The organism is Rhizobium sp. YIM 134829 (assembly GCF_046546455.1).
Map to the genome: position 1 here is coordinate 284,312 of NZ_JBKHKI010000005.1, position 17,519 is coordinate 301,830.

Sequence of the window (17,519 nt, forward strand, 5' to 3'; positions counted from 1 at the left end):
GCCTCCCTTCGAGCCCGCAACAAGAAGCAATGTTTTCTTATGCTTGGCGGCTCCGCCTCGTGGGAAAAATCAAGCGTCCCCCGTCGCGTTCGAGGTCTCTCCGCACCATGACACAGCTCCAAACCCCCTTTCTTCAGTCATACCGCATCAATGCGCTTCGCCTTCTCGGGGCCGGGTCCGCGGGCCTGCTGCTCTTCGCCGCAGCGCCCCCGGCGATCCCCGTCGTCGAAGGGGTTTTGGACATGATCGGGACGGTGGCAGTCTTCACCGCGATTGCCGGGCGTGCCTGGTCCTTGCTCTATATCGGCGGCAGGAAGAATGCGGAGCTCGTCACCGCGGGCCCCTATTCGATGACCCGCAATCCGCTCTACCTCTTCAGCCTGATCGGCGTGGTCGGTATCGGTGCGCAGACGGGAAGCCTGCTCGCGATGATCCTCATCAGCGTACTGGCCTACCTGGCTTTCGAAATGGCCATTCGCGGCGAGGAGAGCTTTCTCGCCAGCCGCTATGGCGAAGGTTTTGACGCCTACAGGCGCTCGACGCCGAGGCTCTGGCCGGACACCGCACTCTGGCGGGAGGGCGTCGGCTTACCCTTACGCTCCGCTCATGCAATCGGCGGCCTGCGGGATGGCGCCGTCTTCCTCGTGGCCTGGCTGGGGCTCGATTGCATCAAGCTTGCCCAGTCGGCCGGCCTGCTCCCCATCCTCTGGACCCTGCCGCTCTGACTTCGGTAAGCGAAAAGCGAAACTCGGTTCACCGCTCGCAACAAATCTTTATAAACGGAAACATCTTCAGCTCGCGCGCCATGCTTGATGGCATATCGCCCAAACCGAGGACCGCGATGCTTACGAGTGCGACGAACACGAAAATCCTCATCGTCGAGGACGATCCAGAGATCGGCAATCTCCTGGCCCTGACGGTGCAGGAAAGCGGCATGTTGCCGACGGTGGCCGAGGATGGTCATGTGGCCCAGGCGCTGCTGCGCAACAACGACTACGACCTCATCATCCTCGATGTCATGCTTCCGGGCGAAGATGGCCTCGGCATCTGCCGCCGCATCCGCGCCGAGAAGACGACGCCGATCATTCTTTTGACAGCGCTGGGGGAAGAGGTCGATCGGATTGTCGGGCTGGAGGTGGGCGCCGATGATTACATCACCAAGCCGTTCAGCCCGCGCGAGGTGGTCGCGCGGATCAGGAGCCTGCTACGGCGCGCCTCCTACGGGCTGGCGAGCACGTCGGCGCAACGCACGCTGCGCTTCGAAGGCTGGCAGATCGATCCCTTGCGCCGTCAGGTCCACGATCCGAGCCATGCGCGGGTCGCGCTGACGACGACGGAGTTCGACCTGCTCTTGGCCTTCTGTCGCAATCCGAGCCGCGTCATCACGCGCGAGGAATTGCTGTCGCTGACCCATACGGGCTTGGCCGGCCCAATCGAGCGCAGCATCGACGTGCATATCAGCCGCCTGCGACAGAAGATCGAGGAGGATCCGCGAAATCCGGTCCTTCTCCAGACGGTCCGTCTTGGGGGCTATGTCTTCACGGCGAAGGTTGAGCAGCTGTAGGGGGCGAGCGGGGCGCGCGGGTCTGGCGTGGCCTCATAGTGAGGCCCTCTGAGAAGCCTTGCAAGACGGCTTTTCAGAGGGCAGGCCGGGGATCGATCCTTAGAATTTATAGCCGACGAAGAGGGACGCGGAGGGCTGGACCTTCTTTTCGACGATCGGGCTATCCGCGGCATCGCCGGTCAGGAAGCCGACACCGGCCTCGCCGCGGATAAGCCAGTTCTCGTTGACGAGATAGGTTGCGGAAGCCGACACGTCGACCCGCTTCAGCCCCCCCTCCGCCTCATATTCCGGCAGGCCGGACCGGGCCGATTGCGCGGCGTTGACGCCGAAATAGGCTTCCATGTGCTTGTCATTCGCAATGGTCGCCTCGACGCCGGCGCCGAGGATCAGCTGCTCGGTCACCGGCGCCTGATACTCCGCCCCGATCGTGCCGATCAGGCTCTCGCTGCCGTCGATGGTCTGGTCGATCTGCGCGAAGACTTCCAGGCCGTTCCACGTATAGTACGCCTTGGCGCCGACCGTCGCCGCGAAATCGATGTCGCCCAGCCCATCGAGCCGATCAGCATCGTCCTCGTCGCGCCCATCCTCATATCCGACCTTGGCGGCGAGCGCGAACCCGTCCCGCTCGAAGGCCCTGATCGTCACGCCCGTCGGATCGATCTCCAGCCACTTCCCGTAGGTGAAGACGACGAGCGGGATCGGGCTGATCTTGAACGAGTCCGCACCCTCATATTCGGGCTCGTAGCTCGCTCCGGCGCCGAGGATCAGGCTCCAGTTTTTCCCGGCCTTTTCCGGATAGAGGCGCGCCTGGTCGAAGGCGGGCTCGGGCGGTGGGGTGACCGCGTCTGCATCGGCAGCCACGGCATTCGAAGTCATGCCTGCCAGCCACAGCGTCGCAAGGAGCGCCGAGGAGGAAAAGAGCCGGCCGGTTGATGAAGGAAGAGACATGGATGCTCCATTGCGTTGGACACGAGGCCAGCTGCGCAGGGCAGCGAGCCAGTGGGTTCGACGCAGTGTCCTCCCATGCGCGATGCCGGACCGGCATGTCTTTGTGTTGCGGATTGTTTCCTTCGCGCCGCCGGGCTCCGGGACGGCCCGAAACAAAATTTAACGACAAACTTTCAGAGACCGCTGCATCTTGCGGACGATCCATGGGACAGTGGCTGCTAACGCAACGACCATCGCCGCGAGGGAAAACTTGGCCCGCCTGCTTGCTCTATCTGCATCGACGATCCTCGGGCAGATCACCGGGCTTGTTCTGATCTGCCTGGTGATCGTTCTCTTTGCGGGGTCGACGCTCGAGCGCTGGGTCAAGCAAGACTATAATGCGCCGGACGTCGAGGAACTGTCGGAGCGCGTGACGACGCTGGCGATTATGCTATCGTCGGCAACGGATGAGGAGCGCCGGTTGATCGTCGATGTCGCCAACCGAAGCGGGTTCAAGCTGCAGCTCCGGCCCCTGTCGATCGCTGAGAGCTTCACCACCTCCTCGCCCAACGAGCGCCTGGTGCATGTCGTTCTCGACTGGATCTTTCCGCCGGACAATGGCGTCGTCCCGCTCGGTGGCTGGCGCACCTTCTGGGAGGGCAAGCGCGTCCTGGCTGCGCAGGTGGACAAAGAGCAGATGCTGATTCTGGAAGATCTGCCGGAGGGCTTCCTCCGCAGCGACGCACTGAGTTTCGGATCGAACTACCTGGTCGCCCTCGTGACGCTGATCCTGCTCTTCTCGCTCTTTGCCGTCTGGGCCATCACCCGACCGCTGCGCCGGATCGCCTCCGCGGCGGCGAGCGTCGACCTCTCGCTCGGCACGGCCCCCTTCGAAGAGCAGGGCAGCGTCGAGATCGTGGCCCTGGCGCGTGCGCTCAACGGCATGCAGCGGCGCATCTCGATCATGGCGGATTCGCGAACGCGTATGCTGCGCGGCATTAGTCACGATCTGCGAACACCCCTGACCCGCCTGCGTCTGCGGGCCGAGCGTATCCCGCAAAACGAAATCCGCGACCCGCTTCTAGGAGACATCGAGCGGATCGATCATCTCTTGAACGAGAGCCTGAGCTATATGCGGGACGGTCACGAGCAGGAGGCCGTGCAAAGGGCGGATCTTGCTTCGGTTCTGCAGACCGTTTGCGCCGAGTTCAGCGATATGGGCCACGACATCGCCTATGACGGCCCGGCCAAGCTCATCCTGTCGTTCAAGCCGCTGAGCATGATGCGCGCCGTGACGAATCTGTGCGACAACGCCTCGAAGTTCGGCACCCGTGTCGAGGTCGCGCTTCGCACGCTCGGCTCGGAGGTTGTCATCGAGGTTGCCGACAACGGTCCGGGCATCGGGCCGGAACATCGTTCGCGCGTGATGGAGCCGTTCTACAAGGCCGATACCGCCCGTGGCGGTACGATCGCCGGCTTCGGACTGGGCCTCTCGATCGTCGCCGAGATCGTGCACTCGCATCGCGGACGAATCGACCTCCTCGATCGCGAGCCCAATGGTCTGCGGGTTCGCATCACGCTCCCTGGATAAGCTCGCTCGATCCCGACGTCCCAGCTCCCCGCGGCGTCTGCGCCGTCCAGATCCCCAAATTGTCCTGGAACCAGGTTCGGCAGGCGCGATTTGCCAGCCGGCGATCATGCCCCCGATGAGAAAAGCGCAGCAGCGGATCCTTGCGCGCGGCGCGCGCTTCGCGGGGCAGGGGCGCGTTGGCGTTGACCCATATGCCAACGCCATTGGCCGCAAGGCAGCCCGAAAGCCAGACATCATCGACGGTCCAGAGAATGTCAGGGATATCGAAGGCGAAGGCGGGCAAGAAGTCCGGCTTGAGAAGGACGCCGGAATAGCCCTTGAACACATCGACGAAGCCGGACTGGACCCATTTCGGCGGCCGGTAGGCCCCAAACGTCACGGCACGATTCATCCGGAACCGCCAGTCCTTCCGGCGCGGGGTCGCTCTCGGGCCCCATTCGTTGGACCGCCGCGCCATCTGCCCGCCATCCTCGGTGATGACATGGCTTGGATAGAGGCTGCGCGCCGCGAGGAATCGCTTGGTCCAGCCCGGATCGTAGATCCGGTCGTCGTCGCAAAGCAGGAGTTCAACCGGCTGGTTTCGAAATTCTCGGACGGCCGGCAAGATCTTCGTCGCCGGACCGTAATCGAACGCGGTCCGCACGAGCGTCACGCCCTGCGGCACCCTGGGGAGCCGTCCGTCCCAATCGTGGTACCGCTTGTAGCGAAGCGGGATATGGAGCCGGATGTCGCGGGCAGGGGCGTGCTGGTCAAGGAGCGAGCCGAGCGTGCGGTCGAGGTCCCGGAAGCGCGGCGGGATCGTCGAGAGTGTGATGATCAGCGGGTCCATTTCAGTCGGGTCCGAAATTGCTGTGTGTACGACAGCAACGGTAGAGCAGAGACCGCGTGGTCGGGATGCAATGATTTGTTGCATCAGGTGAAGGTGCCAGGGAGACGCTGCATGCCTTGACAAAGCAGCTTTTGCTGCCCGGGGGCGCCAGTCACTTTATCAGGATGTACCAGTGACACTTAGGGCTCAGAGAGTTGGTATCGATTACGCTGGAGCCTCGAAAGCTTTATGTCGGGCTCAACCTCATCAGGCAGGCTGTTCAGCATCCCCGACGCAACAATGGCCTGACAGATAATGACAGAAGCAAACTGACCTGAACTGTAAGGCAGGTTGAGTGCAGTAAAAAGAATGCAATGAAACTATCAAATCACGGCATCGACCCTGCTACGTAGCCGTTGATCTCCACGTTAGGGACTTGGGGGCGGGCGTTCGAATGACTCCAATCCGACCGGCTGTAACATCTTCTACCGAAACCTATTCTTGCTCTCCTCAGCGTATTTCCCGACTCTCGAGGCGCGATTGCCGCTGGGTCCGGAGAAAGTCCCTCGGCGGACAGCCCATCACGCGCTTGAAGGCGTTGGTGAAGGCGCTTTCGGACTCATAGCCGAGCGAGGGAGCGATCATCGACAGCGGCCGACTGGACTGTTCGAGCTGCTCGCCGGCGAGAAGCATCCTCCAACGAGTGAGATAGTCCATCGCCGTTTCGCCGGTGGCCTCCCGAAACCGCTGTGCGAACACCGATCGCGACATGCCTGCCTGCGTGGCAAGCTCTTGGAGTGTCCACCGCCTCGCAGGATCGGTGTGGATGGCCAGGAGCGCAGCACTCAGGCGGTTGTCGGCCAATGCGGCAAACCATCCCATTTCATGGGTCCCTTCCGCAAGATGAAGGCGCAGCGCCTGGACGAGCATCATGTGGGCGAGTTGCTGCGCGATCAAAGATCCGCCGGGTCTGCCATCACGCAGCTCCTCGCGCATTCTGGATACCGACCACCGCAAGGCGGCCTGGTCCGCATCCTTTCGAATATGGACAATCGCCGGCATCATCTTCAGCAGCATGCCTGCATGATGCCCGGCGACCGTGAACCGGCTGCCGACCAGCAGCAGGTCGCCACCCCCGTTCAGCGTGACCGTCCCACCAAGGCTGGCAGGGGGAAAGGCAGACTTGGCGTCCATTGAAGCGAGTGTCACATCGCTCGTCAGGCGGAACGGACGCCCGCTCGGCAGTACGAAGCAGTCGCCAGCTTCCAGTTTGGTGGGTTCGGCTACTCCCTCGACCACCAGCCAACATCCGCCGGCCTCGACCGCGTAGCATTTGATCACGTCGTTATGGATCGCGAAGTGAAGCGACCATGCACCGCCGGCGCTGAAACCGGAGGAGACGTAGCTGCGTGTCTTCAACAGCGACAAGACATCTGAGAGAGGATCCAAGGTCAATTCCGGACGATTGCGACGATATTGCGGACCTTAGGCCATAGATCGTGTGAGCACAACCGCCTAGTCTGATCTCGACGCAAAAGCGAAGCACTTGACCAAGGAGCGTTGCATGTTGTCTGGCTTATTTCCCCGTAGGGTCATCGTCCTGATTTTCACCTTGGGTTTTGCAGGTAGTGTGCTTGCTCATCACGGTGTCACGGGCCGCTACGACGCCTCCAGACCAATCCTGATCTCAGGCGTCGTGACCGCCACGACCTTCGCGCCTCCCCATCCGGTCCTTTCCGTTCGTGTTGGGCAAAAAGAAGTTCCAGATGCCGAGCTTGGACGCCCAGGCGAGTATTTTGGTCCGGTGGCAGTCCGGCCCGAGGACGTCGGAGAGGTTCGTACCATCGAGCTGTCCCCGGTGCGCATGTTCTATGATCTCGCACGCAAACTGAAGCCTGGCGACCGCGTGACAGTGGTCGCGCTTCGCAATTGCCTGTCGCCGCATCAACTGCGCAGTACCTGGCTTCGTCTGACAAATGGTGAAGTTGCTTCCTATACAGGAGACTGGGCCCCGAGGGTCGACGGATGCTGATCGCGCTGCTCGAGCAGATCGAGGCGTCCGTCCCTGTTCGGCTCATCGTGACGGTACCCTGGATCTATCCTGCCCTCTCGGCCCTGCATATCCTTGGGATCGCTACGCTTTTCGGCTCGATCGCAGTGGCAGACCTACGGCTCATGGGCCTGCTTGGGCGGGACCTCGACAGCGCCTTGCCGACTTTGGTCAGAATAGCGCTTGTCGGTTTCGTTCTGGCTGCCTCGACAGGGTCACTGCTCGTTTCCGTAAGAATCACGAGTTACGCAGGGAATCCTGCGTTCCTGATGAAAATGGCGATCCTCTCCGTCGCAGGTCTCAACGCCCTTGTTCTGCGCCTTGGCCATTTAGGGGTCGATCTATCCGCCATCGTCGGAACGGGGAGGGCGCAACTTTCCGCCATCATGTCCTTGCTGCTCTGGATCAGTGCGGTGTTCGCGGGTCGGTGGATCCCCTTCATCTGAATGCAAGAGCAGCGAGTGGAAGCAAAGAAAACTGGGAAGGAGACGTCATGAAGCTGACCGGCAACACTATTCTTATCATCGGTGGCACCAGCGGAATCGGCCTTGCCCTTGCCGAAGCTTTCGAAAGCCGAGGTAACACGGTCGTCATAGCGGGCCGCCGACGAGAGCGGTTGGACGAGATCAAAACTGCGTATCCTCGTGTCGAGGGTTTCGCGCTGGACGTCGACAGTCCTGAGGCCATATCCGCATTTGCGGCGGACATCAGGAAGCGCTTTCCCGCGCTTAACGTTCTTGTCAACAATGCCGGCATTTCCCGCTCAGAGGATCTGTCGAGCAGCAAAGACTGGTTGGGCGTCGCCGAGTCGGTCATATCCACGAATATCCTTGGGGTGCTGAGGGTAACCGCAGAACTTCTGCCACTGCTCGCCGGCCAGTCACATTCGACCGTCATCACCACGACGTCAGGTCTGGCCTTCGTGCCGCGCTCGGCTTACCCGACCTATTGCGCCAGCAAGGCCTTCCTGCACTCCTGGCTGCAGTCGCTTCGGGTTCAGCTCCGAACGAGCTCGATCGAAGTCTTGGAACTCGCCCCTCCCTATGTGCAGACCGAACTGGCTGGCGCGGCGCAGGCGATCGATCCGAACGCCATGCCACTTGCCGACTATATTGCCGAAGTCATGGACCTCCTCGGGCATGAAGATCACCCGGACGGAGAAATCCTGGTGGAGCGGGTGCGGGCGTTGCGAACCGCGGAGAAAGGAGGGCGTTACGGCCAGATCTTCGCAAGCATGAACAGCCTGGTTTGACAGCGGCAGTGAAGGCCATGTCGAGGACTTACGGTCGCCGCCAGGGTCTTACCGAAAGGAACGAAAATGCGCGAAGATCCCCATCCTGATCAGGACGCCGCGAAGAGCAGCTTTCTGATCTCCAGGCGAGACGTCATGATGGGCAGTGCTGCGGTGGCGGTCGCCGTCAATACCGCTCAGCCAATGCAAGCTCAGACCATCGCCGACGAGGCCGCCCTGCCTGTTTCTGCGGAGAAAACCTGCCTCGTTCAGACGACGATCAATGGTATGGCCTTCGACATCCAAGTCGATGCTCGCACGTCCCTGCTCGACCTGTTGCGCGATAGGCTGGGCCTCACCGGCGCCAAAAAAGGCTGCGACCATGGACAGTGTGGCGCCTGTACGGTTCTGGTCGACGGTCGCCGCATTGCGTCCTGCCTTACCTTCGCAGCCAAGATCGATGGTCACGCGGTGACGACCATCGAAGGTCTGAGCGATGATGGGTCGCTGCACCCGATGCAGAAGGCCTTTATCGATCATGACGCGCTTCAATGCGGCTACTGCACGCCGGGGCAGATCATGGCGGCTGTGGCCTGCGTCCAGGAAGGAAATGCGACCTCTGCCGAGCGGATACGCGAGTCCATGAGCGGCAATATTTGTCGGTGCGGCGCTTATGTCGGGATCCTCGCCGCCATTCAGGACGCAGCCGTCCAGATGCGGAGGACGTGATGCAGCCGATCGCCTTCCTGAGACCCAGCTCGATTGACGATGCCATTGCCGCGCACCATCGCGGCGGAGAAGGTGCACGTTATGTGGCTGGAGGGACAAACCTCTACGATCTCATGAAACTCGACATCGAGCGGCCAACCACGCTGATCGACCTGACCGCAATCGATGGTCTCGACAGGATCGACACTGACGGCGATGTACTCCGGTTCGGTGCGAATGTTCGCATGAGCGACCTTGCCGTCGATCCGGTCATCGAAAACGATTATCCGGTTCTCTCGCAAGCGCTCTCCAAGGCGGCGTCTCAGCAGTTGCGCAACATGGCGACCGTCGGAGGCAACCTGCTCCAACGCACCCGCTGCCTGTACTTTCGCAACGGATATGGCGGAACAAGCAGTGGCAGTGCGGGCTATCCTTGCAACAAGCGCGTGCCCGGCAGCGGCTGTGCGGCGATCGGCGGGCTCGACCGCAGTCAGTCCGTCCTTGGCGCCAGCGAAGCCTGCAACGCCGTTTCGCCGGGCGACTGGCCAGTTGCGCTGGTGGCCATGGATGCCGTCGTAGACATCATCGGTCCAAACGGCCGGCGTGCTCTGCCGGTTGAGAATCTCTACAGTCTTCCGGGCACGACACCGCATATCGAGTTTACGCTTCAACCGGGCGAGATCATCATCGGTCTTGCGGTGCCGCGCACCAAGGCGGGCATAAAATCGACCTATCACAAGATCAGGGATCGCGATTCCTTTGCCTTCGCACTCGCCTCTGCAGCGATCGCACTCGATATGACCGGTGACCGAGTCGATGCGGCCCACATTGCCCTCGGCGGCGTGGCGACGCGTCCGTGGCGCGCGGCCGGTGCCGAAGCAGTACTAAACGGGCGGAATCTGACGAACCAGCTAGCGCTTGCTGCCGGCCAAGCCGCCTTTTCGGACGCCCGTCCAGGACACTCGAACAGCTTCAAAATCGAGCTTGGCGTGCGAACCGTGGCTGACGCAATCCTCATCGCAGCTGGTAGAGCGATTTAGTTTAGAATTCCACGAGCGTCGACCAGATCCCCATCGGGGAGGTCGGAGATATCTGACTGGGTACCTGCAGCCGAGTTCCTGCTCGCCACCCCTCCCGGCTCCTGTGAGAGTCGACGACTACTGCCAACGAACGAGCAAGCGTCTTCGATACCTGATGCCTGTATCAGCCTTTCGAAAGGAAAACCTATGCCTTCCACACCCTTCAAGGAACGACCTCGGATCGACGCCCTGGACAAGGTACGAGGAAAACCCATCTATGCCGCCGATATCCCCGCGGCCGGTGTTCTTCATGCGATGACCGTGCCGGCCCGCATCGCGCTCGGCACGATGACCGCACTATCGACAGACACGGCCATGGCCGTGCCCGGCGTCGTCCGCGTTTTAACGCCAAATGATTTCCCTCCGCCGCCGGAGCAGTCGGAAGGCTTCCCGCCGCCGCCAACCCTGACTTGGGAAATCGCCTATCGTGGCCAGCCTGTCGCGCTTGTACTGGCAGAGACCATTGAAGCTGCAATCGAAGGCGCCGAAGCAATCCGACCCGAATACTCAGCACGAGACTTCGTGCCCTTCATGGACAGCGATGGCGCCGTAAGGGAACCGGTCGAAGACATTATTGCTGGCGACGCCATGTCTGTTCTCCAGACCGCCACGACGATCATTGACCAGACCTATCGGTCTCCCCCTCAACACCATAATCCGATCGAGCTCCTGTCGACCACCGCTGTCTGGCACGACGGCCAACTCACCATCTTCGAAGGGTGCCAGAACACGACGGGCACGAGAAACGCAATTGCTGGCGCTCTGGGCATCGATCCCGCGGTTGTCGTCGTGAAAAGCCCCTCCATTGGCGGCGGTTTCGGGCAGAAGGGCATTGCGCTCCGCCAATCTGCCATCGTTGCCCGCGCAGCGATCATCACTGGTCGCCCCGTCAAACTCGTGACGCCGCGTAGCCAGATCTTCCACACGGCCACGTTTCGCCCGCAGAGCGTTCATCGGATCAGGCTTGGCGCTGATGTCGACGGGCGGATGATCGCAGTCCACTACAACGCGGAACATGAGCAATCCCGCAACGGGTTCTTCCCTCCCAACGAGTATCACGAAGTGCCATGCCGGCTGTACGATATCCCGAACTATCTAGGTACCGCCGCCAACCTGCGCATCGACCGGCAGGATCCCGGTTACATGCGGGCTCCACATCCACAGGCCTCGTGCTTCGCCTTCGAAAGCGCTGTGGACGAGATGGCCTACGCGCTGGGAAGAGACCCCCTCGATTTCCGCCTTGCCCACGACACGAAGCGGGACCCTGTAAGCGGCAACCCGCTGTCCTCCCGCTTTCTGAACCGCTGCTTGGAGGAAGGGGCTCGGCGCTTCGGCTGGTCCAATCGCTCGCCTGCACCGCAGTCGATGGTGGCTGCCGATGGGACGCAGATCGGCTGGGGCGTCGCTTGCGGGGCCTATCCGTCGAGCATGACGCCCAACATCGTCACCTTCCGCGTCAATGCAAATGGAAGCGCACGGATCGCGCTCTCAGGCCACGAGATGGGGCAGGGCATGCGCACCGCCATCGTCCAGGCACTCCTGAAACACATCGACATCGATCCTGATCGCCTCGAGATCGCGATCGGTGACACATCGGCGGCGCCACAACATATGACCGCTGGATCGTGGGGCACCGCGAGCGTCGTGCCTGCGAGTGAAGTCGCAGGGCGGCGCATGCAGCAACGGCTGACCGAACTGCTCGCCGGCCGCGCCATCGAAGGAAACGCGCATCGCCAGCTTGCGGCTGTCAGACGCCCCTTCCTCGAAGTTGAGATCTCGCAGCTTGCGCCCGGTCAGGACGCGTCCGCTCTCGATGACCTGCGGCAGGCAGGCTTCACCCCCGCGGGCCCCGCCTATCCCTCGTTCACCACCATGAGCTATGTCGCGCATTTTGCCGAAGTGACAGTGGAGCCACGGACACGTCGCATTCGTGTCCCGCGCTTCGTCACCGTTGCCGATTGCGGTCGCGTGGTTAGCCCGAAGACAGCCCGCAGTCAGATCCAAGGCTGCGTCGTCTGGGGTATTGGCGGCGCCTTGCTCGAGGAAACCCATGTCGATGGCCGCTTCGGGGGATATTTGAACTGCGATCTCGCGGACTATCTAGTTGCCGTTCATGCCGATGTGGGAAACATCGAGGTAGCTATGATCGACGAGCCCGACCTCATCACGAACGAAGCGGGTGTTAAGGGGCTCGGCAACGGCGCTATGGTCGGTGCCTCGTCGGCGATCGCGAACGCCGTGTATCACGCCACAGGCGTCCGCGTGCGCCATCTCCCGATCCGCGTTGAGGACCTTCTGTGAAATCCACCAGAGCTGCAAGAACGCCTGTGCCCGATTCCCAAACAGACGGACGTTCTGCTTTGTGGTGGAAGCCCGAATGTCCGCCTCCCGAGCCATCGCCCAGTGCGCTGCCTTCAGCAAACGCAAGAAGGCTGCAAGGATGTCAGGCTGCCGCCTTCGTCTGCGAACGTGCCTGGCGAATGTCCCGGCCGGGTGGCTGCCCGAACAGGCGAGCATATTCTCGCGTGAATTGCGGCACGCTCTCGTAGCCCACATCATAAGCCACCTCCGCGACAGCTCGTCCTTCCACCAACATGCGGCGTCGTGCTTCGATCAGCCGTAGCTGCTTCTGGAACTGAAGCGGCGTTAACGAAGTGATGGCACGGAAGTGCTCATGAAAGGCGGACAGGCTCATGTTCGCGGCATTTGCCAAGGTTTCGATCTTGATTGCCTCGGCATAGTGGGATCGCAGGAGCATGACGGCGCGGCCGATGCGTCGGGCGTGGCTGTCGCTGACGCCAAGCGTTTTGATCGCGCTTCCATGGTGCCCTTTCAGGAGCCAGTAGTGCATCTCATGAATAAGCTGCTGCCCCAATATTGAAAGGCTGTCCGGCTTATCGAGCAAGCCGAGCAGTCGGCGAGCCGCATCGGCAAGATCGTCGTCGGTCCGATCGACGCGCACCGGCTCAGTTTTGGCCGAAGGGGACGATCCCATCTGGCTGACCAGGCCTGCGATGATGGCGGGATCGAGTTCGAGAACGAGTGAGTAGTAGGGCAATGCCGGGCTGGCGGTCGTGATTTGGCTGACGGTCGGGACATCGCTGGAGATAAGGAGGGACTCGCCGGCTCCAAAGTCGAAGGTCCGGCTTCCCATCGACACGCGTTTGCCGCCTTGCAGAACCAGAGCCACCAACGGCTTTGATACGGCATATTGCAGCATGGTGGGTGCGGTTTCGCGAAGGACCGCGAGACCATCCACCGATGTTGCCGCCACGCCGTTCTCGTCAGCATGGACGTCAGCGTAGCGGCGGGCATGGTCAAGAAGAGTGTCAGGCATATGCCTACCCTAGACATTGCCAGGGATGATGCCAACAGGATTGGATAATTAGGCAAGTTTTCCGCATGATTACGCAACGCGGATTGAGATGGATGCGGCAAAAGGAAGGCCCAACCAACTCGGAGATTTCCCATGACCACGATTTCCCTCGTCACAGGCGGCAGCCGCGGCCTCGGCCGCAACACAGCGATCAGCATCGCACGTCATGGCGGCGATGTCGTTTTGACCTACCTTAGCAACGAAGCCGACGCGCGGGCGGTCGTCGCCGAGATCGAAGCGGTCGGTCGCAAAGCGGTTGCCCTGCAACTCGACACCGGAAACGTCGCTTCCCTGTCCGCCTTTGTGGAAAGGCTTCGCAACGCCTTGCTTGCCACTTGGGGCCGCGACACCTTGGATCATCTTGTCAACAATGCTGGTCACGGCGATATGGCGGACTTCGCGTCGACGACCGAGGAGCAATTCGACACGCTGTTTAACGTTCATGTGAAAGGTGTGTTCTTCCTGACCCAAGCGCTTCTGCCAGTGCTGACAGACGGCGGGCGCATCGTGAACTTCTCGTCCGGGCTGACCCGCGTGTCCTTCCCCGGTTTCTCGGCCTACTCGGCCGCCAAGGGCGCCGTCGAGGTGCTGACGGTCTATCTGGCCAAAGAGCTTGGTGCCCGCGGTATCACTGCCAACACGGTTGCCCCCGGTGCGATCGAGACCGATTTCCTCGGCGGTGCCGTGCGCGACATTCCGGATTACAATACGGCGTTTGCCAACATGACCGCACTCGGCCGCGTCGGGCTGCCCGACGATATCGGCCCAATGGTCGCCAGCCTCCTTGGACCGGATAACCGGTGGGTCACCGGCCAACGAATCGAGGTTTCGGGCGGCCAGACCATCTAAAGCTGCAAGCTTCAATTCCCTCAATCGGGACTACCATGATCTGAAGCATAAGACGGTGAAGCCCGTCTTCCGGATGAGCGAAGGAAAGATCGTGTGGTTCGATGTGGTTTGACAACCAAGCACCCAAAGTCCTCAGCGGCCCGGCACCGTCGGACCGCTCTTGCCAAGGTCTTAGAAAACAGAACCTTGAAGGCCTCCCGTCAAATGGATGCCGAAGTTTCGCTTGGTCAGATCGAGATGGCGGCCAATAGTCTCTGGCAGGCTCTCCCGGCGTGTGCATCAGTCGGAGATTCTACTCACTTTAGAGCCCTGACGCGGTAACGTTTAACGTTTGCTCAACGCAATATCCCCAATGCTACGGACATCGTCCCGGCATGAAGCGGGGGATCCTGCACGACGCTCGCAGATCTTCCGATGCGCAGCCGGCACAACCGTCGCCCCGAGGGTTTTATGTCGCTGATCGATCGTCTTCTCCAAAGCCGCAAGATTGTTACGAAAGTGCTTCTCTTCGTGGTGCCGCTCATCCTGCTGATCGCCGGTGTCGGACTGGCGGGCTATTATACGGCGAGCACGCTCAACGGCCACATGACCGTCACCCGCGCAACGATCGAGAACATCGACGATTTCGAGAACGTTCAGGCGGCCTTGCAGATATTCGCCGACCGGCCGGACGATGCGTCCAGGGCGGCTCTCGACGCAGCGATCGATCGGCAGGGCAAAGGCGTCGCAACCCTCGACGCGCTGATTGTGTCACCAGGCGATCGCGAACGGCTCGCCGCAATCGACGGCTTGGCGGAAACGATGCACCAGAAGGCTGACGTATTGTGGTCGATCAAGCAGAAACGCGACACCAGCGCCGCGTCGATCAGCGCCCAGACAACCGAGATCGTCGCGCTCGGCGGAGCGATCGAGCAGCGGATCGTTGACATCCGCAAGCAGTTCGAGGGCAGGGAACGCTTCGCCAAGTCGGCGGTGCTGGAATCCTTCGCTTTCAAGGCGATCTTGGACCGCATCGCTAACATGCAGAACGCCGTTCGCGGCAGTTTCAGCGACGATGGCGTGGTTCAATCCGCTGCCCTCTATGTCGGTCCGCTGATCAAGGAATTCGAGAATGTCCGGCCGCTGGTGGCCGCCAAGGTAATGAAAGGACTCGATCCTATTCTCAAGGCAGCCGTCGATCTTCAGCGGGTTGGTGCCGCTGCCGGTGACGTCGCCGCGAAGGGCCAGCAGGTCCGCGAGGCTATGAGCACGTTCCAGCGCTTCCAGTCGGATCTTCAGGCCAAGATCGTCAAGAAGTCGGGTGACGCGGCCGATCGGTTCGCAGGGCTCGAGGGCGAGGTGAACACGCTAAGGGAACTGCTGGCTCAGGTGGAACAGTCCTCAACGCTTATCGATTCGCTCAACCTGCACATGGAACGGCTGCGCGGCCAGCTAAGCGCCGAGGCGCAGAAGGTCGTGGCCGCCGACATCGCTGCCCTGCGGGCCGCTGCCGCCAGAGTGTCCGAGCTTGGCAGCTCTGACGAGCACCTAAAGGACTTTGCCCGCAAGCTCGGCCAGCCGCTCAACGTCCTGGAGCCCGAGAGCCGCGCCATCCTGGCCATTGAGGGCGATTGGCACATGGCGCGGGACGAAGCGACGGAAACTCTGAAGCAGGGCATGAGCGGCCTCAAGAACTTCGTCGCCCAGGCTCAGGAGGTCGGCAAGGAAGACAGCGAATGGTCGGCGAACGTCTCTGTCGTAGCGATGGTGCTCGGAACGCTCCTGGCGATCGCCGGGGGGCTGATGTTGGTGGAGACGCTGCGCGGTCCGCTTCGCCGGGTCACCGAAGTGATGAAGCGTCTGGCGGACGGCGATCTCGACGTACAGATCGAGGGTCGTGAGCGAGGCGACGAGATCGGCGAAATGGTACGTTCGGTGAGTGTCTTCCGCAACGCTGCACTCGAAAACATTCGGCTCGACCAGGAGGCCAAGGCGGCGCGAGAACTGTCGAGCGCAGAAGCGGAGCGCCGTAGCGCCGAGCGGGGGCGTATCGCCGCAGAACAGCGTCAGGCGCTGACCGCATTGGCCGGAGTGCTGGCGAGCCTTGCCGAAGGCGACCTCGAGACGCTAATGGACGAAAAACTTCCTGACGACTTCGCCGAGATGGCAAGTACCTACAATCTGGCTGTCGAGGCGCTGCGCGCGACCTTGTCGGACGTTCGCTCCGCAACCTCGGAAATCGACGGCGGGACCGGCAATCTGGCGACTTCGGCTGATGAACTGGCGCACCGCACCGAACAGCAGGCCGCAGCTCTCGAACAGAGTTCGCGGGCGCTGCGCCATCTGAGCGAGATCGTCAGAAGCACGGCCTTGAGCGCGCACCAGACGTCGAAATCGGTCAACGAGACCGAGGCATTCGCGGTCCGCTCTGGCGAGGTAGTCGCGCGGGCCGTAGAGGCGATGGGTGTAATCAGCCGTTCGTCCGAGAATATCGCGCGGATCATCGGCGTCATCGACGAGATCGCTTTCCAGACCAACCTTCTGGCCTTGAACGCGGGAGTCGAGGCCGCTCGCGCGGGTGAGGCGGGCCGTGGATTTGCCGTCGTTGCTCAGGAAGTCCGCGAGCTGGCGCAGCGTTGCGCCAGCGCCGCCCGCGAGATCAAGACCCTGATCTCGGCTAGTTCGGCGCAGGTGGAAAGCGGTGTTCATCTGGTCGAGGAAACCGGCGGGGCGCTTAGCCAGATCATCGCCCATATATCGGACGTGCGCAAACTGGTGGCGCAGATTTCCGCCGCCGCCGAGGAACAGTCAACCGAGCTGACGCAGGTGACCCGCGGCGTACAGGAGGTCGAGCTGATCACCCAGCGTAACGCGGCGATGGTCGAGGAGAACAATGCAGAGATTCACGGGTTGCGCCGGCGGGTCGAGGCTCTGACCTCGAAGATCGCTCGTTTCAAGACCGGCGAGCGACGTCCGCACCAGCAGGCGGACGGGATCGGCGGCGACAGACACCGCAACGCCGCCTGAGGCGAAACAGCTGATGCGTGACATCGTAGCCCGTTTCGAGGTAACCGGCACTTCAAGACCTTGATCGTAGCTGCGAGCAACGGGGCCACCCTGAGACGCGGCCGAAGACCGGCATACCTCGGCCCCCGTTACGGAAATGATTTCCGCTTTGCGCCTCCAATTCGGTCGGTGAGTCTGATTTGGCTTCTGCCTGAAGCGGACGTCGCTCATGCTGAGCTAGAATAACCAGAACGCGCCATGAGCGGATGTCTAGTGTCAGTGTGAGGATAACTTTGCCAGTGTGTCGCGGAAGACGCGGGTGGCCGATTAGGGCAGGTGGCTCTCGGGCCG

The 17,519-nt window shown here is 61.7% G+C and carries 15 protein-coding genes; 11 read left to right on the plus strand and 4 right to left on the minus strand.

Features of this window, described 5'->3' with window-relative positions:
* The first annotated feature begins 107 nt into the window (after positions 1-107).
* Positions 108-725, plus strand: a complete 618-nt coding sequence (locus tag ACLE20_RS11780; protein WP_410940474.1) for a methyltransferase family protein — start codon at positions 108-110, stop codon at positions 723-725.
* A 116-nt stretch (positions 726-841) separates the two neighbouring features.
* Positions 842-1,564: a response regulator transcription factor gene (locus tag ACLE20_RS11785; protein ID WP_410940475.1), complete on the plus strand. Its 723-nt coding sequence runs from the start codon at positions 842-844 to the stop codon at positions 1,562-1,564.
* A 99-nt stretch (positions 1,565-1,663) separates the two neighbouring features.
* Here ACLE20_RS11785 and ACLE20_RS11790 read toward each other — a convergent pair whose 3' ends face one another.
* A complete protein-coding gene (locus ACLE20_RS11790) occupies positions 1,664-2,512 on the minus strand; it encodes a MipA/OmpV family protein (RefSeq protein ID WP_410940476.1) in 849 nt (282 codons plus the stop codon).
* Positions 2,513-2,762: 250 nt separating this feature from the next.
* On the opposite strand from ACLE20_RS11790, the gene ACLE20_RS11795 reads away from it, so the two are divergent.
* Positions 2,763-4,082 carry an ATP-binding protein gene (locus ACLE20_RS11795; RefSeq protein WP_410940477.1) on the plus strand — a complete coding sequence of 440 codons (1,320 nt, stop codon included), beginning with the start codon at positions 2,763-2,765 and terminating at the stop codon, positions 4,080-4,082.
* Here ACLE20_RS11795 and ACLE20_RS11800 read toward each other — a convergent pair.
* Together ACLE20_RS11800 and ACLE20_RS11805 are read right to left on the minus strand one after the other, a co-directional pair.
* Positions 4,066-4,911, minus strand: a complete 846-nt coding sequence (locus ACLE20_RS11800; protein WP_410940478.1) for a glycosyltransferase family 2 protein — start codon at positions 4,909-4,911, stop codon at positions 4,066-4,068. The two genes, ACLE20_RS11795 and ACLE20_RS11800, sit on opposite strands and share 17 nt — an antisense overlap.
* A 489-nt stretch (positions 4,912-5,400) precedes the next feature.
* A complete protein-coding gene (locus ACLE20_RS11805; RefSeq protein WP_410940479.1) occupies positions 5,401-6,339 on the minus strand; it encodes an AraC family transcriptional regulator in 939 nt (312 codons plus the stop codon).
* Between the two features lie 115 nt (positions 6,340-6,454).
* Here ACLE20_RS11805 and ACLE20_RS11810 point away from each other — a divergent pair, with 115 nt between their 5' ends.
* From ACLE20_RS11810 to ACLE20_RS11835, 6 genes are all read left to right on the plus strand, one after another.
* Positions 6,455-6,922, plus strand: coding sequence for a hypothetical protein (locus ACLE20_RS11810; RefSeq protein ID WP_410940480.1), 468 nt, complete (start codon positions 6,455-6,457; stop codon positions 6,920-6,922).
* Complete coding sequence (locus ACLE20_RS11815; RefSeq protein WP_410940481.1) at positions 6,916-7,386, plus strand: DUF6644 family protein; 471 nt, start codon at positions 6,916-6,918, stop codon at positions 7,384-7,386. The genes ACLE20_RS11810 and ACLE20_RS11815 overlap by 7 nt, the downstream gene beginning before the upstream one ends.
* Positions 7,387-7,433: 47 nt before the next feature.
* On the plus strand, positions 7,434-8,192 hold the full coding sequence (locus tag ACLE20_RS11820; RefSeq protein WP_410940482.1) for an SDR family oxidoreductase: 759 nt from the start codon (positions 7,434-7,436) through the stop codon (positions 8,190-8,192).
* A 66-nt stretch (positions 8,193-8,258) separates the two neighbouring features.
* The gene (locus ACLE20_RS11825) at positions 8,259-8,900 is read left to right on the plus strand and encodes a (2Fe-2S)-binding protein (RefSeq protein ID WP_410940483.1); all 642 of its coding nucleotides are present in this window, start codon (positions 8,259-8,261) and stop codon (positions 8,898-8,900) included.
* Positions 8,900-9,919, plus strand: a complete 1,020-nt coding sequence (locus ACLE20_RS11830; protein ID WP_410940484.1) for an FAD binding domain-containing protein — start codon at positions 8,900-8,902, stop codon at positions 9,917-9,919. Before ACLE20_RS11825 ends, ACLE20_RS11830 begins: the two co-directional genes overlap by 1 nt.
* A gap of 186 nt (positions 9,920-10,105) precedes the next feature.
* Positions 10,106-12,259 (plus strand): xanthine dehydrogenase family protein molybdopterin-binding subunit, encoded by a 2,154-nt coding sequence (locus ACLE20_RS11835; RefSeq protein ID WP_410940485.1) that lies wholly within the window; start codon positions 10,106-10,108, stop codon positions 12,257-12,259.
* 142 nt (positions 12,260-12,401) lie between these two features.
* On the opposite strand, the gene ACLE20_RS11840 is transcribed toward ACLE20_RS11835, so the two are convergent.
* Entirely contained in the window at positions 12,402-13,295 is an 894-nt protein-coding gene (locus tag ACLE20_RS11840) for an AraC family transcriptional regulator (RefSeq protein ID WP_410940486.1), read from the minus strand.
* A 132-nt stretch (positions 13,296-13,427) separates the two neighbouring features.
* Between ACLE20_RS11840 and ACLE20_RS11845 the strand changes: the two genes are divergently transcribed.
* On the plus strand, positions 13,428-14,183 hold the full coding sequence (locus tag ACLE20_RS11845; RefSeq protein ID WP_410940487.1) for an SDR family NAD(P)-dependent oxidoreductase: 756 nt from the start codon (positions 13,428-13,430) through the stop codon (positions 14,181-14,183).
* A 450-nt stretch (positions 14,184-14,633) separates the two neighbouring features.
* Positions 14,634-17,189, plus strand: coding sequence for a methyl-accepting chemotaxis protein (locus ACLE20_RS11850; RefSeq protein WP_410940488.1), 2,556 nt, complete (start codon positions 14,634-14,636; stop codon positions 17,187-17,189).
* Positions 17,190-17,519 lie beyond the last annotated feature (330 nt).